We start from the raw sequence: 13,684 nt of genomic DNA on the forward strand, positions 1-13,684 counted from the left end.
TCGTCATCGCAAAAGCCCTTCGTAGTGACGTTGTTGTAGCTGCGCATCAATCTGCTTGACGGTCTCCAGACCAACGCCCACCATGATCAGGATCGAGGTGCCACCGAACGGGAAGTTCTGGTTTGCGTTGATCAGTACCAGTGCCACCAGCGGGATCAATGCCACGAAGCCTAGGTACAGGGCGCCGGGCAGGGTGATCCGGGACAGCACGTACTGCAGGTAGTCAGCGGTGGGTTTGCCCGCGCGGATACCTGGAATGAAGCCGCCGTACTTCTTCATGTTGTCTGAGACCTCTTCAGGGTTGAAGGTGATCGCAACGTAGAAGTAGGTAAAGAAAACGATCATGGCGAAGTAAAGCACCATGTAGATCGGCTGGTCGCCGCGGACCAGGTTGTTGTTGATCCATTCCACCCACGGCTGGATCTGCTCGCCGGCTTTTGGCTGGTTGAACTGCGAGATCAGGCCGGGCAGGTAAAGCATGGACGAAGCGAAGATCACCGGGATCACGCCGGCCATGTTGACCTTGATGGGGATGTACGTGCTGGTGCCGCCCACAGTGCGGCGGCCGATCATCCGCTTGGCGTACTGCACGGGGACCCGGCGCTGGGACTGCTCAACGAACACGACCAGGGCCACTGTCAGCAGGCCTATGGCGAGGACCATAAAGAACGTTCCGGGTCCCTGCGAGCTCCAGATGGCGCCCAGGGAGGTGGGAAACGTGGCCGCGATGGACGTGAAGATGAGCAGGGACATGCCGTTGCCCACGCCCTTCTCGGTGACGAGCTCGCCCATCCACATGATCAGGCCGGTGCCGGCCGTCAGGGTGATGATGATCAGGATGGTGGTGATGACGCTGCTGTCCGGGATGATCGGCAGGTTGCAGCCGGGCAGGAGTTGCCCGGACCGCGCCAGGGAAACCAGCGTGGTGGCGTTCAGCAGGCCCAGGGCAATGGTGAGGTACCGCGTGTACTGGGTCAGCTTGGACTGCCCGGACGCTCCCTCTTCGTACAGCTGCTGGAACCGGGGAATGACCACCCGGAGCAGCTGGACGATGATGCTTGCCGTGATGTAGGGCATGATGCCCAGGGCGAAGATGGACACCTGGAGCAACGCGCCGCCGCTGAACAGGTTAACGAGCTGGTACAGGCCACCGGCGGTCTGACCGTTCTGCAAGCATTGCTGGACATTCTGGTAGTCCACACCTGGCGAGGGAATGAAGGCACCCAAGCGGAAGATGGTGATGATTGCCAGCGTGAACAACAACTTGCGTCGCAGATCAGGCGTGCGAAAGGCCCGGCCAAATGCGCTAAGCAAGCGTCCTCCTGGTGGTAAATAAGAGTGGTGTGATGGGGATCTATAAATCCCAACAACCGAGTCTAACGGTTGGATGTGCCGTGCGAACAATCCGTGGACGTGCGCAAGCGGCAGGTGGCGGGAAAAATACGCCCGGCGGATGTGAAAAACTCCCGGTCTCCAGGGCCTTAGCCCCGGAGACCGGGAGTTCAACAACGGGCTTGGCGCCCACCGGCTCTAGAGCGCGGTGGTGCTTCCGCCTGCTGCAGCAATCTTTTCAGCGGCGCTGGCCGAGAATGCGTGGGCGGTGACGTCAACCTTGACGGTGATGTCGCCGGTGCCCAGCACCTTGACGGGCTGGTTCTTGCGAACTGCACCCTTTTCGACCAGGTTCTCCACGGTGACTGCGCCACCTTCCGGGAACAGCTCGTTGAGCTTGTCCAGGTTTACAACCTGGAACTCAACCCGGAACGGGTTCTTGAAGCCGCGCAGCTTCGGCAGGCGCATGTGCAGCGGCAGCTGGCCGCCGGCAAAGCCAGCCTTGACCTGGTAGCGGGCTGCAGTACCCTTCGTACCACGACCGGCGGTCTTACCCTTGGATCCCTCACCACGACCAACGCGGGTCTTGGCGGTCTTGGCACCCGGGGCGGGACGCAGGTGGTGAACCTTCAGGGCGTTCTGCTTCTCAGCAGCCGCGCTCTGTGCCTTTTCGGCATTGTTCTCTGCCATTTACTTCGCCTCCTCTACCTTTACCAGGTGCGGAACCGTGTTGAGCATTCCGACGGTCACGGCGTCGGCGGTGCGGACAACGGTGTGTCCGATCCGCTTCAGGCCGAGGGACCGCAGGGTGTCGCGCTGGTTCTGCTTGCCGCCAATGGCGGACTTGATCTGAGTGATCTCCAACTGGGTGTCGGAGGGAATCAGGTTCTTAGCCATGACTTAGACACCCGCCTTCTGGTTCAGGAGGGCCTTCACCAGTGCCGGCGGAGCGATCTCGTCGAGGGGCAGGCCGCGGCGTGCTGCCACTGCTGCCGGCTCTTCGAGGCGCTTCAGGGCATCAACGGTCGCGTGAACGATGTTGATGGCGTTGGAGGAACCGAGCGACTTGGAGAGGATGTCGTGGATGCCCACGCACTCCAGTACTGCACGGACCGGGCCACCGGCGATAACACCGGTACCGGCGGAAGCCGGACGCAGCATAACGACGCCTGCAGCAGCCTCACCCTGAACGCGGTGCGGGATGGTGCTGCCAACGCGGGGAACGCGGAAGAAGGACTTCTTGGCCTCTTCTACGCCCTTCGCGATTGCGGCAGGAACTTCCTTAGCCTTGCCGTAGCCAACGCCGACCATACCGTTGCCGTCACCGACGACGACCAGGGCGGTGAAGCTGAAGCGACGACCACCCTTGACCACCTTGGAGACGCGGTTGATGGTGACGACGCGCTCTACGAACTGGCTCTTCTCGGCTTCACGGCCGCCGTCGCGGCCGCCACGGCCACCACGGTCGCCGCGGCCCTGGCCACGGTCGCCACGCTCGCCGCGACGAGCGCCGCCACGGCGGTCGTCGGCAGCTGCGGGGGCAGTGGTCTCAGCGGCAGCTACGGCTTCAGTAGCCTTCTGATCTGCAGACACAGTGTCCTTTTCCTTGTTTGCTTCCGTCACAGTGACAGCCCACCTTCACGTGCACCGTCAGCGACGGCGGCAATCCGGCCGTGGTACTTGTTACCACCGCGGTCGAAGACAACAGCTTCGATACCGGCAGCCTTGGCACGCTCAGCGACGAGTTCGCCAACGCGCTTGGCCTTGGCAGTCTTGTCGCCGTCGAATACACGAAGGTCGGCTTCCAGAGTGGAGGCGCTCGCTACGGTCAGGCCCTTGGTGTCATCGACAACCTGGACGAATACGTGGCGTGCGGAACGGTTGACGACCAGACGAGGACGTACAGCCGTACCGGAGATGCGCTTACGGATACGAAGCTGGCGGCGGCTGCGCGAAGCAGACTTGCTCTTGTTCGTACGCTTCTTGTTAATTGAGATGGCCATGGTTACTTACCAGCCTTTCCGACCTTGCGGCGGATGACTTCGCCGGCGTAACGGATGCCCTTGCCCTTGTAGGGGTCCGGCTTCCGCAGCTTGCGAATGTTGGCAGCAACCTCGCCGACCTGCTGCTTGTTGATACCTGAAACAGAGAGCTTGGTCGGGGTCTCAACTGCAAAGGTGATGCCCTCCGGTGCGGAGACATTAACCGGGTGGCTGTAACCGAGAGCGAACTCAAGGTCAGATCCCTTGGCCTGAACGCGGTAACCGGTACCGACGATTTCAAGCTTCTTCTCGTAGCCCTTGGTAACGCCCTCGATCATGTTGGAGATCAGGGTGCGGGTCAGGCCGTGGAGTGAACGGGAGGCGCGCTCGTCGTTCGGGCGGGCGACAGTCAGGGTGTCTGCTTCCAGGGAAACCTCGATCGGGCTGGCCACAGTGTGGTTCAGCTCGCCTTTGGAACCCTTGACGCTGACGACAGAGCCGTCAACCTTGACCTCAACGCCGGCAGGAACGGTGATGGGGAGACGTCCAATACGTGACATTATTCTCTTCCTTTCCCGTTACCAGACGTAAGCGAGGACTTCGCCGCCCACGCCCTTCTTGCCGGCCTGCTTGTCAGTCAGGAGGCCGGAAGAGGTGGACAGGATTGCGACACCCAGGCCACCCAGCACGTGCGGCAGGTTGGTGGACTTTGCGTAAACACGCAGGCCCGGCTTGGAGATACGGCGAACACCAGCGATTGAACGCTCGCGGTTCGGTCCGAACTTGAGCTCGAGGGTCAGCTTCTTGCCAACCTCTGCGTCTTCTTCCTTCCAGCCGGCGATGAAGCCTTCGGCCTTGAGGATGTCAGCAACGCGTGCCTTGAGCTTGCTGTACGGCATGGACACGGAATCGTGGTATGCCGAGTTTGCATTGCGCAGACGCGTAAGCATGTCTGCGACAGGATCTGTCATTGTCATGGTGGGCTCTTGCCCTTCCTCATAACGGTTTCCGCGGTGCTGCTTTTTACAGCCGGACCGCCGGACCTTTTACGTAGTTAGATTAGTCTTCGGCCTTGAACGGGAAACCAAGCGCCTTGAGCAGCGCGCGGCCTTCGTCATCGGTCTTGGCAGTGGTAACAACCGTGATGTCCATACCGCGGACGCGGTCGATCTTGTCCTGGTCGATCTCGTGGAACATAACCTGCTCGGTCAGACCGAAGGTGTAGTTGCCGTTACCGTCGAACTGCTTGCCGGAGAGACCACGGAAGTCCCTGATGCGGGGCAGTGCGAGGCTGACCAGACGGTCCAGGAATTCCCACATGCGGTCGCCACGCAGGGTGGTGTGTGCGCCGATGGGCATGCCTTCGCGCAGCTTGAACTGTGCGATGGACTTGCGGGCCTTGGTTACCTGCGGCTTCTGGCCAGTGATCTGGGTGAGGTCGCGGACAGCGCCGTCGATCAGCTTGGAGTCCTTGGCGGCATCTCCAACACCCATGTTCACAACGACCTTCACGAGGCGCGGAACCTGGTTGACGTTTTCGTACTTGAATTCCTCAATGAGCGTGCTCTTGATGGAATCGGCGTACTTGGTCTTCAGACGAGGAACGATCTTCGTTGCCGGAGTCTCGAGAGTCTCAGTCATTAGATGTCCTTCCCTGAGCTCTTGGCCACGCGGACGCGCACTTCGCGCTGGACGCCATTGCGCTCAACGGTCTCGGTGCGGAAGCCGACGCGGGTGGGCTTCTTGGTGGACGGGTCAACCAGAGCCACGTTGGAGATGTGGATCGAAGCTTCAACAACCTCGATGCCACCGGTCTTGGTGCCGCGCTGCGACTGACCGACCTTGGTGTGCTTGGTTACGCGGTTGATGCCTTCGACCAGCACACGGTTGGTCTCGGGGAACACGCGCAGGACCTTGCCCTGCTTGCCGCGGTCGCCGCCGCGCTCAGCCTTGGCGCCAGTGATGACCTGAACGAGGTCACCCTTCTTGATCTTAGCCATGGACTAGAGCACCTCCGGAGCCAGAGAAACGATCTTCATGAACTTCTTGTCACGGAGTTCACGACCAACCGGTCCGAAGATACGGGTACCGCGGGGGTCACCGTCGCCCTTCAGAATCACAGCTGCGTTCTCGTCAAACTTGATGTAGGAACCATCCGCACGGCGGCGTTCCTTCTTGGTACGGACGATGACTGCCTTGACAACATCGCCCTTCTTTACGTTGCCGCCCGGGATTGCATCCTTGACGGTTGCGACAATGACGTCGCCAATGCCTGCGTAGCGACGGCCAGATCCACCGAGAACGCGAATGGTAAGGATTTCCTTAGCACCCGTGTTGTCGGCGACCTTGAGTCGCGACTCCTGCTGAATCACTATTTACTCCTTGCGTCGCGCCGGTTCTCAGACCGAAAATCTTCCTACGGAATGAGCCTTGCGGAACGGTTGATCGGGGTGTCTCTTGACCTGCCTGGATTTTGCCAGACCAGGCCTAAACTCCCGTGCCAGAAGCAGTTGCTCCCATCCGGTCCAGGGAAATCCTGGGCGCAAGGGGGCACTATGCTGTGGCACGCTTGTTTACGAGGTTTGATGTCGGCGCACGAAAGGCGCCATACAAACTCAAAATCTTAGCACGTTTTCCGTTCAACCCCATATCACCGCCGGCGCTCCCCTGCAAGACGGACGACGGCGGCGCGCGCGGCAGCCTCCATTCTGCCCGCCTCGGTGACACTCCCCCGCCAGTCCCGGAGCGCCGCCGTCGTGCACGGCAGGCCGGCACGCTCTCTCACTCCCTGCAGCCTTTTCACCGACGCTCTCTCACTCCTTGAGCTTGACCAACGTGAGGTGATAAAGCGTCCTTCAAAATGCGACGGTAACTGAGAGAGCGTTCGTCCAATACCTGCGATAAGTGAGAGAGCGTTTGAGAGGGAACGACGGCGCAATCCAGGGCAGCCTCTCGGCCTGCCTCGGCACCACTACCCCGCATGCCCCAAAAACCCCAACGCCGCCGTCGTGCACGGCAGGCCGGCACGCTCTCTCACTTCCTGCAGCCTTTTCACCGACGATCTCTCACTCCCCGCCGCCTTTTCACCGACGCTCTCTCACCGTCCAGCCGTTAACGCGGAAGCCCCCGCTTCCCAAAGGGAGCGGGGGCTTCCGGTTACCGAAGCAGCAGGTGCTACTTGGCCTTCTCGAGGATTTCCACGAGCCGCCAGTTCTTGGTGGCGGACAGTGGACGGGTCTCGGCGATGACAACGAGGTCGCCGATGCCGGCGGTGTTCTCTTCGTCGTGGGCCTTGACCTTGGAGGTACGGCGGATGACCTTGCCGTACAGCGCGTGCTTCACGCGGTCTTCGACCTGGACAACGATGGTCTTTTCCATCTTGTCCGAAACCACGTAGCCGCGACGCGTCTTGCGGTAACCGCGCTGCTCAGCCGTGGCTGCGGTAGCAGTTTCCGTCACGTTCTGGTCCTTTTCACTCACTTGGCATCCTCCTCGGTCTCAACCGTTTCAGCCTTGTCGGCCTTCTTGGTCGCTGCCTTCTTGGACTTCTTTTCTTCCTTGGCTTCCACAACCGGTGCGGCAACCTCGGCACGAATGCCCAGCTCGCGCTCACGGAGAACGGTGTAGATGCGGGCGATGTCCTTCTTTACCGCGCGCAGCCTGCCGTGGTTCTCCAGCTGTCCGGTGGCGGACTGGAAACGCAGGTTGAACAGCTCTTCCTTGGCCTTGCGGAGTTCTTCAACGAGACGCTCGTTGTCGAAACCGTCCAGCTGTGCGGGAGCCAGATCCTTGGATCCTACTGCCATTTCTATTCACCACCTTCGCGACGCAGAATGCGTGCCTTCAACGGGAGCTTGTGGATTGCCAGGCGCAGGGCCTCGCGTGCTACCGATTCTTCGACGCCGGAGATCTCGAAGAGAACCCGACCCGGCTTGACGTTTGCGACCCACCATTCCGGTGAACCCTTACCGGAACCCATGCGGGTTTCGGCAGGCTTCTTGGTCAGGGGACGGTCCGGGTAGATGTTGATCCAGACCTTGCCGCCACGCTTGATGTGGCGGGTCATCGCGATACGGGCAGACTCGATCTGACGGTTGGTGACGTATGCCGGGCTCAGGGCCTGGATGCCGTACTCACCGAAAGTGACCTTGGTGCCACCCGTAGCAGCGCCGGAACGACCCGGGTGGTGCTGCTTACGGTGCTTGACTCGACGTGGGATAAGCATTTAAGCCTGTCCTCCTTCTGCTGCTGCCGGAGCTGCAGCTTCAGCTGCCGGAGCCTCGGCAGCTGAAGCTGCGTCAGCGGCCGGACGGTCGTTGCGACGGCGGCGGTCACCACGGTCAGCGCCACCCGGGCGGCCCGGACGGTCGCCGGAGCGGCCTCGGGACGGGGCGGAAGCGGCCTGCTGGGCCAGTTCCTTGGCGGTGACGTCACCCTTGTAGATCCAGACCTTCACGCCGATGCGGCCGAAGGTGGTCTTGGCTTCGTAGAAGCCGTAGTCGATGTTCGCGCGGAGGGTGTGCAGGGGCACACGGCCTTCGCGGTAGAACTCCGAGCGGGACATTTCAGCGCCGCCCAGTCGACCGGAGCAGGCGATACGGATGCCCTTGGCACCTGCACGCTGCGCGGACTGCATGGCCTTCTTCATCGCGCGGCGGAAAGCCACACGTGAGGTCAGCTGCTCAGCAACGCCCTGGGCAACAAGCTGGGCTTCCATCTCGGGGTTCTTGACCTCGAGGATGTTCAGCTGAACCTGCTTGCCGGTGAGCTTTTCGAGCTCGCCGCGGATGCGGTCTGCTTCTGCTCCTCGGCGGCCGATGACGATGCCGGGGCGGGCCGTGTGGATGTCCACGCGGACACGGTCACGGGTGCGCTCGATCTCAACCTTGGCGATACCGGCGCGCTCCATGCCCGTGGACATGAGCTGGCGGATGCGGATGTCTTCGCGAACGAAGTCCTTGTACCGCTGGCCGGCCTTGGTGCTGTCAGCGAACCAGTGCGATACGTGATCGGTGGTGATGCCGAGTCGGAACCCGTGCGGGTTTACTTTCTGTCCCACTTAGCGAGCCTCCTCTTTCTCCGGGGTAGCGACTACCACGGTGATGTGGCTGGTGCGCTTCTTGATCTGAAATGCACGACCCTGGGCACGCGGCTGGAACCGCTTCATGGTCGGGCCTTCATCAACAAACGCTGCGCTGATGATGAGGTCGCCTTCGTCAAACGCCACGCCGTCGCGGTCCGCGAGGACCCGGGCGTTGGAGATTGCCGACTGAACTACCTTGAATACCGGCTCCGAAGCTGCCTGGGGGGCAAACTTCAGAATTGCCAGAGCCTCATTCGCTTGCAAACCACGAACAAGGTTGACGACGCGCCGGGCCTTCATAGGCGTTACGCGGATGTGGCGCGCAATTGCCTTGGCTTCCATTGCTTTCCTTCTCTCGTCTTTGACGTAAGTGCAGGCGCCTAGCGGCGCTTGCCCTTACGGTCGTCCTTGACATGGCCGCGGAATGTCCGCGTGGGAGCGAATTCGCCGAGCTTGTGCCCGACCATCGACTCAGTGACAAACACCGGGATGTGCTTGCGTCCGTCGTGTACGGCGATCGTGTGCCCGAGCATGTCGGGGATGATCATCGAACGGCGGGACCAGGTCTTGATGACGTTCTTGGTGCCCTTTTCGTTTTCCCTGGCTACCTTCACAAAGAGGTGCTGGTCAACGAAAGGACCTTTTTTCAGGCTGCGTGGCATGTGTCCAGGCTCCTATCGCTTGTTCTTGCCAGTACGACGACGACGCACAATAAGCTTGTCGCTCTCTTTGTTCGGGCGGCGCGTGCGGCCTTCCCGCTTACCGTTCGGGTTGACGGGGTTACGTCCACCGGACGTCTTGCCCTCGCCACCACCGTGCGGGTGGTCAACCGGGTTCATGGCGACACCACGGACGGTCGGGCGAACGCCCTTCCAGCGCATACGGCCGGCCTTGCCCCAGTTGATGTTCGACTGCTCGGCGTTGCCCACCTCGCCGACGGTTGCGCGGCAGCGCACGTCAACGTTGCGGATTTCACCGGAAGGCAGACGCAGCTGGGCGAAACGGCCTTCCTTGGCAACGAGCTGGATGGATGCACCGGCGGACCGGCCCATCTTGGCGCCGCCACCCGGACGCAGTTCAACTGCGTGGATAACGGTACCCACGGGGATGTTGCGCAGCGGCAGGTTGTTGCCAGGCTTGATGTCAGCGTTGGCACCTGCTTCCACCATGTCACCCTGGGCCAGCTTGTTCGGCGCGATGATGTAACGCTTGGTGCCATCAACGTAGTGCAGGAGGGCGATGCGAGCCGTACGGTTCGGATCGTACTCAATTTCAGCAACGCGGGCGTTGACGCCGTCCTTGTCGTGGCGACGGAAGTCGATAAGACGGTACTGGCGCTTGTGTCCGCCACCCTTGTGACGGGTGGTGATCTTACCGGTGTTGTTACGGCCGCCCTTTTTGGGCAGCGGACGTACCAACGACTTTTCCGGCGTCGACCGCGTGATTTCAATGAAGTCCGCTACGCTCGAGCCACGACGGCCCGGGGTAGTCGGCTTGTATTTACGGATTCCCATAATTTATTTCCTCGTTAAAGTGGTCTCCGCTACGCGAGCGGACCGCCGAAGATGTCGATAGTGCCTTCTTTGAGGGTGACAATCGCACGCTTGGTGTTCTTGCGGGTACCCCATCCGAATTTGGTGCGCTTGCGCTTACCGGCACGGTTGATGGTGTTGATCGATTCGACCTTGACGGAGAAAATTTTCTCCACGGCCAGCTTGATCTCGGTCTTGTTCGACCGGGGGTCCACCAGGAAGGTGTACTTGCCCTCGTCGATCAGGCCGTAGCTCTTTTCCGACACGACGGGTGCAAGCACGACGTCGCGGGGATCCTTGATGGTGGCTGCACTCACTTGGCATCCTCCTCGTTCTTAGCTGCCTTGCCGGCAACGAATGCTTCGTAGGCAGCCTTGGTGAAGACAACGTCATCAGACACGAGAACGTCGTAGGTGTTCAGCTGGTCTGCGTACAGAACGTGAACACCGGCGAGGTTGCGCACGGACAGTGCAGCAACGTCGTTGGCGCGCTCGATGACAACCAGCAGGTTCTTGCGGTCGGAAACGCCGCGCAGGGTTGCGAGTGCAGTCTTGGCGGAAGGCTTGGTGCCCTCAACCAGTTCAGCAACAACGTGGATGCGTCCGTTACGCGCCCGGTCGGACAGTGCGCCGCGCAGTGCAGCAGCAATCATCTTCTTGGGGGTGCGCTGGCTGTAGTCACGCGGGGTGGGACCGTGGACAATGCCACCGCCGGTCATGTGAGGAGCACGGATGGAACCCTGACGGGCGCGGCCGGTACCCTTCTGCTTGAACGGCTTGCGTCCTGCACCGGAAACTTCAGCGCGGGTCTTGGTCTTGTGGGTACCCTGGCGAGCAGCAGCGAGCTGGGCTACGACGACCTGGTGCAGCAGCGGCACGTTGGTCTGTACGTCGAAGATCTCTGCAGGCAGGTCAACCTGGACAGTGTTAGCCATTGAACTAGGCTCCCTTCACGGCGGTGCGTACGAGGACGACCTGGCCGCGGGCGCCGGGAACGGCACCCTTGATAAGGAGCAGCGACTTCTCGACGTCAACCGCGTGGACCGTGAGGTTCAGCGTGGTGTGACGAACGGCGCCCATGCGGCCGGCCATTTTCATGCCTTTGAAGACGCGGCTCGGGGTGGATGCGCCACCGATTGAACCGGGCTTACGGTGGTTCTTGTGGGCACCGTGGGAAGCTCCAACGCCGTGGAAGCCGTGACGCTTCATAACACCGGCGAAGCCCTTACCCTTGGTGGTGCCGATGACGTCGATCTTCTGGCCGGCTTCGAAGACCTCTACGGAGAGCTCCTGGCCCAGCTCGTACTCGGCAGCATCTGCGGTACGGAGTTCGACGACGTGGCGGCGAGGCGTGACGCCTGCCTTCTCAAAGTGACCAGCCAGCGGCTTGGTGACCTTGCGGGGATCGATCTGGCCGTAGCCGATCTGTACGGCTACGTAGCCATCAGCTTCTGCGTTGCGCAGCTGGGTGATGACGTTTGAATCTGCCTGGACCACAGTGACGGGGATGAGCTTGTTGTTCTCGTCCCAGACCTGGGTCATGCCGAGCTTCGTGCCCAGCAGGCCCTTTACGTTACGGGTTGCGGTCATAGTCTCTCAGCACCTCCCTACAGCTTGATTTCGATGTTCACGTCTGCCGGCAGGTCGAGACGCATGAGCGAGTCAACAGCCTTCGGCGTGGGATCGATGATGTCGATAAGACGCTTGTGCGTGCGCATTTCGAAGTGCTCGCGGCTGTCCTTGTACTTGTGCGGAGAGCGGATTACGCAGTAAACGTTCTTCTCCGTCGGCAGCGGCACGGGGCCAACTACAGTTGCGCCTGCGCGCGTGACCGTCTCAACGATCTTCCGTGCTGAAACATCAATGACCTCGTGGTCATATGACTTCAGCCGGATGCGGATTTTTTGTCCCGCCATGTCGCCTGACTCTCTTTCAGTCTGTGCTTCCCCTGATTAGGGCTGCCCTGTTCACTTACCTGTTGTGCGGCTGCCGAAGCATTTGAAGTCGTAACTACCACCCGCCGCACAAGCTGAATCCGGATGAATCCGGGTTCCTCAACCTGCCGGCGCAACCGACCCCCGCGGTCGGGCGTGTCGCGCTGTCCGCGCGTACTCGTCCGCAGTTCCATGGGGAGTGGGTTATGTTTGGGCTCTTACCTGGACCCTGACACCCGGCATTATCCGGATCGGGACGCGAAAGAGCGCTTGAACAACTCATCTAGTATGCCGGATTACGGCGCCAGAAGCGAATCGGCCCTTTGCCTCCCCCGCTCCGGGGTCATTGCCAACGGCAACAACCGATTGGATGATAGGGGCATGACGCTGGAGAGCACCGAATCCGTGACTGAACTGGCCAGCCGCATGCCGCCGTCGTTCATGCTGGGCGTCGCAGCCGCAGCCTTCCAGATAGAGGGAGCCCTGACTCAAGGGGGCAGGGGTCCTTCGGGGTGGGACGCCTTCGCGGAGAAGCCCGGCAGCATTATGGACGGGCACTCCCCCGCTGTGGCCTGCGACCACTACAACCGCCTGCCGGAGGACGTTGCCCTGCTGCAGGAACTGGGCGTGGACTCCTACCGCTTCTCAATCTCCTGGCCGCGCATCCAGCCGGACGGGCGCGGAGGCCTGAATCCCGAGGGGCTGGACTTTTATGACCGGCTGATCGACCAGCTGCTCGCTGCCGGCATCTCCCCCATGGCCACCCTCTATCACTGGGACACCCCTCTGCCGCTGGAACAGCGCGGCGGCTGGATGAACCGTGAGACAGCCGAGCGGTTTGGCGAGTATGCCGCCGCCGCCGGCGAACGCTACGGCGACCGCGTGGCGCAGTGGGTCACGCTGAACGAGCCGTTGTCGGTGACCCTGAACGGGTACGCCCTGGGCGTCCACGCGCCCGGCAGGACACTCATGTTCGATGCCCTGCCTGCCATCCACCACCAACTCCTGGCCCACGGTCTGGGCGCACAGGCTTTACGGGCTGCCGGCGTCAAGGGCGATGTTGGCGTTACCAACCTCCACTCACCGGTCCGGCCAGCCAGCCGGAACGTTGGTGACAGGCTGGTGGCAACGATGTACGACCTGCTGATGAACCGCATCTACGCTGATCCCGTGCTGCTGGGCCGCTACCCCAACCTTCCGCTGTATGCCAGGCCGTGGCTGCGCTCCATTGGCAAGCTTTCCGACGCCGACCTGCGGACCATCCACCAGCCGCTCGATTTCTACGGCCTGAACTACTACTACCCGGTGAAGGTTGCCATCGGCCGCGGCGTGACGCCCATACCGGCCAATACGCACAAGGCAGTTGCCCGGCTACCCTTCCATGAGGTGGGCTATCCAGAGTACGACAGCACTGGATTCGGCTGGCCCGTGGCACCTGAACATTTGGGTGTCCTGCTCAAGGAACTGCAGGACCGGTACGGTGACGCGCTCCCGCCGGTCTACATCACCGAAGGTGGAGCGAGCTTCCCCGAACCTGAGCGTGTCACCGGTCCCGTCCAGGACGAGGAACGGGTGAACTACATCGCTTCCCACCTGCGGGCTGCGCTGGACGCCACCTCACCCGGAGGGATGGCGTCGGGCGTGGACCTGCGCGGTTACTACGTGTGGACCCTGATGGACAACTTTGAATGGGCGGCGGGCTACTCACAGCGCTTCGGCCTGGTGCATGTGGACTTTGAAACACTGGAGCGTACGCCCAAGCAGTCTTTTTACTGGTACCAGGCCCTGAGTAAGGCAAGGAAAGCCGCGGCGGGCTGAGCCC

General features: G+C 61.5%; 23 protein-coding genes. 1 reads left to right on the top strand and 22 read right to left on the bottom strand.

What is annotated here, in order from left to right; genetic code table 11:
• Nucleotides 1–3: 3 nt before the first annotated feature.
• The 22 genes from secY to rpsJ form a co-directional block, all read right to left on the bottom strand.
• Nucleotides 4–1,314 (bottom strand): preprotein translocase subunit SecY, encoded by a 1,311-nt coding sequence (gene secY / locus AC5RT4_RS09085; protein ID WP_494041955.1) that lies wholly within the window; start codon nt 1,312–1,314, stop codon nt 4–6.
• Nucleotides 1,315–1,530: 216 nt separating this feature from the next.
• A complete protein-coding gene (gene rplO, locus AC5RT4_RS09090) occupies nt 1,531–2,022 on the bottom strand; it encodes a 50S ribosomal protein L15 (RefSeq protein ID WP_461187377.1) in 492 nt (163 codons plus the stop codon).
• On the bottom strand, nt 2,023–2,229 hold the full coding sequence (gene rpmD, locus AC5RT4_RS09095) for a 50S ribosomal protein L30 (protein WP_028269574.1): 207 nt from the start codon (nt 2,227–2,229) through the stop codon (nt 2,023–2,025).
• Nucleotides 2,230–2,232: 3 nt separating this feature from the next.
• The gene (gene rpsE, locus AC5RT4_RS09100; protein ID WP_494105525.1) at nt 2,233–2,955 is read right to left on the bottom strand and encodes a 30S ribosomal protein S5; all 723 of its coding nucleotides are present in this window, start codon (nt 2,953–2,955) and stop codon (nt 2,233–2,235) included.
• On the bottom strand, nt 2,952–3,335 hold the full coding sequence (gene rplR / locus AC5RT4_RS09105) for a 50S ribosomal protein L18 (protein WP_188727435.1): 384 nt from the start codon (nt 3,333–3,335) through the stop codon (nt 2,952–2,954). Before rplR ends, rpsE begins: the two co-directional genes overlap by 4 nt.
• Before the next feature lie 2 nt (nt 3,336–3,337).
• Nucleotides 3,338–3,874, bottom strand: coding sequence for a 50S ribosomal protein L6 (rplF, locus tag AC5RT4_RS09110; protein ID WP_387545494.1), 537 nt, complete (start codon nt 3,872–3,874; stop codon nt 3,338–3,340).
• Between the two features lie 18 nt (nt 3,875–3,892).
• Nucleotides 3,893–4,291, bottom strand: coding sequence for a 30S ribosomal protein S8 (gene rpsH, locus AC5RT4_RS09115; RefSeq protein WP_494041957.1), 399 nt, complete (start codon nt 4,289–4,291; stop codon nt 3,893–3,895).
• Nucleotides 4,292–4,373: 82 nt separating this feature from the next.
• The gene (gene rplE / locus AC5RT4_RS09120) at nt 4,374–4,955 is read right to left on the bottom strand and encodes a 50S ribosomal protein L5 (protein ID WP_494041958.1); all 582 of its coding nucleotides are present in this window, start codon (nt 4,953–4,955) and stop codon (nt 4,374–4,376) included.
• Nucleotides 4,955–5,314 (bottom strand): 50S ribosomal protein L24, encoded by a 360-nt coding sequence (rplX, locus tag AC5RT4_RS09125; RefSeq protein ID WP_104042536.1) that lies wholly within the window; start codon nt 5,312–5,314, stop codon nt 4,955–4,957. Before rplX ends, rplE begins: the two co-directional genes overlap by 1 nt.
• Nucleotides 5,315–5,317: 3 nt before the next feature.
• Nucleotides 5,318–5,686: a 50S ribosomal protein L14 gene (rplN, locus tag AC5RT4_RS09130; RefSeq protein ID WP_009358299.1), complete on the bottom strand. Its 369-nt coding sequence runs from the start codon at nt 5,684–5,686 to the stop codon at nt 5,318–5,320.
• A 278-nt stretch (nt 5,687–5,964) separates the two neighbouring features.
• On the bottom strand, nt 5,965–6,099 hold the full coding sequence (locus AC5RT4_RS09135; protein ID WP_494041960.1) for a hypothetical protein: 135 nt from the start codon (nt 6,097–6,099) through the stop codon (nt 5,965–5,967).
• 389 nt (nt 6,100–6,488) lie between these two features.
• Nucleotides 6,489–6,794 carry a 30S ribosomal protein S17 gene (gene rpsQ / locus AC5RT4_RS09140; RefSeq protein ID WP_091415064.1) on the bottom strand — a complete coding sequence of 102 codons (306 nt, stop codon included), beginning with the start codon at nt 6,792–6,794 and terminating at the stop codon, nt 6,489–6,491.
• Nucleotides 6,791–7,120 carry a 50S ribosomal protein L29 gene (gene rpmC, locus AC5RT4_RS09145; RefSeq protein ID WP_163161897.1) on the bottom strand — a complete coding sequence of 110 codons (330 nt, stop codon included), beginning with the start codon at nt 7,118–7,120 and terminating at the stop codon, nt 6,791–6,793. Before rpmC ends, rpsQ begins: the two co-directional genes overlap by 4 nt.
• Nucleotides 7,121–7,122: 2 nt before the next feature.
• Nucleotides 7,123–7,539: a 50S ribosomal protein L16 gene (gene rplP, locus AC5RT4_RS09150; RefSeq protein WP_050054315.1), complete on the bottom strand. Its 417-nt coding sequence runs from the start codon at nt 7,537–7,539 to the stop codon at nt 7,123–7,125.
• Nucleotides 7,540–8,373, bottom strand: a complete 834-nt coding sequence (rpsC, locus tag AC5RT4_RS09155) for a 30S ribosomal protein S3 (RefSeq protein WP_494105526.1) — start codon at nt 8,371–8,373, stop codon at nt 7,540–7,542.
• Nucleotides 8,374–8,739 (bottom strand): 50S ribosomal protein L22, encoded by a 366-nt coding sequence (rplV, locus tag AC5RT4_RS09160; RefSeq protein ID WP_306634843.1) that lies wholly within the window; start codon nt 8,737–8,739, stop codon nt 8,374–8,376.
• Nucleotides 8,740–8,777: 38 nt separating this feature from the next.
• A complete protein-coding gene (rpsS, locus tag AC5RT4_RS09165) occupies nt 8,778–9,059 on the bottom strand; it encodes a 30S ribosomal protein S19 (RefSeq protein WP_003803803.1) in 282 nt (93 codons plus the stop codon).
• A 12-nt stretch (nt 9,060–9,071) separates the two neighbouring features.
• Nucleotides 9,072–9,911 (bottom strand): 50S ribosomal protein L2, encoded by an 840-nt coding sequence (rplB, locus tag AC5RT4_RS09170; protein ID WP_309073219.1) that lies wholly within the window; start codon nt 9,909–9,911, stop codon nt 9,072–9,074.
• Nucleotides 9,912–9,940: 29 nt separating this feature from the next.
• Nucleotides 9,941–10,246 carry a 50S ribosomal protein L23 gene (gene rplW / locus AC5RT4_RS09175; RefSeq protein WP_011692807.1) on the bottom strand — a complete coding sequence of 102 codons (306 nt, stop codon included), beginning with the start codon at nt 10,244–10,246 and terminating at the stop codon, nt 9,941–9,943.
• Entirely contained in the window at nt 10,243–10,863 is a 621-nt protein-coding gene (gene rplD, locus AC5RT4_RS09180; protein ID WP_494105527.1) for a 50S ribosomal protein L4, read from the bottom strand. The genes rplW and rplD overlap by 4 nt, the downstream gene beginning before the upstream one ends.
• A 4-nt stretch (nt 10,864–10,867) precedes the next feature.
• The gene (gene rplC / locus AC5RT4_RS09185; protein ID WP_013601833.1) at nt 10,868–11,518 is read right to left on the bottom strand and encodes a 50S ribosomal protein L3; all 651 of its coding nucleotides are present in this window, start codon (nt 11,516–11,518) and stop codon (nt 10,868–10,870) included.
• Between the two features lie 17 nt (nt 11,519–11,535).
• Nucleotides 11,536–11,844 carry a 30S ribosomal protein S10 gene (gene rpsJ, locus AC5RT4_RS09190; protein WP_003803825.1) on the bottom strand — a complete coding sequence of 103 codons (309 nt, stop codon included), beginning with the start codon at nt 11,842–11,844 and terminating at the stop codon, nt 11,536–11,538.
• Between the two features lie 399 nt (nt 11,845–12,243).
• On the opposite strand from rpsJ, the gene AC5RT4_RS09195 reads away from it, so the two are divergent.
• Entirely contained in the window at nt 12,244–13,680 is a 1,437-nt protein-coding gene (locus AC5RT4_RS09195) for a GH1 family beta-glucosidase (protein ID WP_494105528.1), read from the top strand.
• Nucleotides 13,681–13,684: the final 4 nt, after the last annotated feature.

It is taken from the genome of Arthrobacter sp. sptzw42, assembly GCF_059089685.1.

Coding starts and splice junctions, on each gene's coding strand:
- rplE (WP_494041958.1), bottom strand. CDS start 4,955: ATGACTGAGACTCTCGAGACTCCGGCAACGAAGATCGTTCCTCGTCTG.
- rpmD (WP_028269574.1), bottom strand. CDS start 2,229: ATGGCTAAGAACCTGATTCCCTCCGACACCCAGTTGGAGATCACTCAG.
- rplV (WP_306634843.1), bottom strand. CDS start 8,739: ATGGAAGCCAAGGCAATTGCGCGCCACATCCGCGTAACGCCTATGAAG.
- rplF (WP_387545494.1), bottom strand. CDS start 3,874: ATGTCACGTATTGGACGTCTCCCCATCACCGTTCCTGCCGGCGTTGAG.
- rplC (WP_013601833.1), bottom strand. CDS start 11,518: ATGACCGCAACCCGTAACGTAAAGGGCCTGCTGGGCACGAAGCTCGGC.
- rpsJ (WP_003803825.1), bottom strand. CDS start 11,844: ATGGCGGGACAAAAAATCCGCATCCGGCTGAAGTCATATGACCACGAG.
- rplB (WP_309073219.1), bottom strand. CDS start 9,911: ATGGGAATCCGTAAATACAAGCCGACTACCCCGGGCCGTCGTGGCTCG.
- rplP (WP_050054315.1), bottom strand. CDS start 7,539: ATGCTTATCCCACGTCGAGTCAAGCACCGTAAGCAGCACCACCCGGGT.
- rpsS (WP_003803803.1), bottom strand. CDS start 9,059: ATGCCACGCAGCCTGAAAAAAGGTCCTTTCGTTGACCAGCACCTCTTT.
- rplR (WP_188727435.1), bottom strand. CDS start 3,335: ATGGCCATCTCAATTAACAAGAAGCGTACGAACAAGAGCAAGTCTGCT.
- rplD (WP_494105527.1), bottom strand. CDS start 10,863: ATGGCTAACACTGTCCAGGTTGACCTGCCTGCAGAGATCTTCGACGTA.
- rpmC (WP_163161897.1), bottom strand. CDS start 7,120: ATGGCAGTAGGATCCAAGGATCTGGCTCCCGCACAGCTGGACGGTTTC.
- AC5RT4_RS09195 (WP_494105528.1), top strand. CDS start 12,244: ATGACGCTGGAGAGCACCGAATCCGTGACTGAACTGGCCAGCCGCATG.
- rplX (WP_104042536.1), bottom strand. CDS start 5,314: ATGGCTAAGATCAAGAAGGGTGACCTCGTTCAGGTCATCACTGGCGCC.
- rplO (WP_461187377.1), bottom strand. CDS start 2,022: ATGGCAGAGAACAATGCCGAAAAGGCACAGAGCGCGGCTGCTGAGAAG.
- rpsH (WP_494041957.1), bottom strand. CDS start 4,291: ATGACAATGACAGATCCTGTCGCAGACATGCTTACGCGTCTGCGCAAT.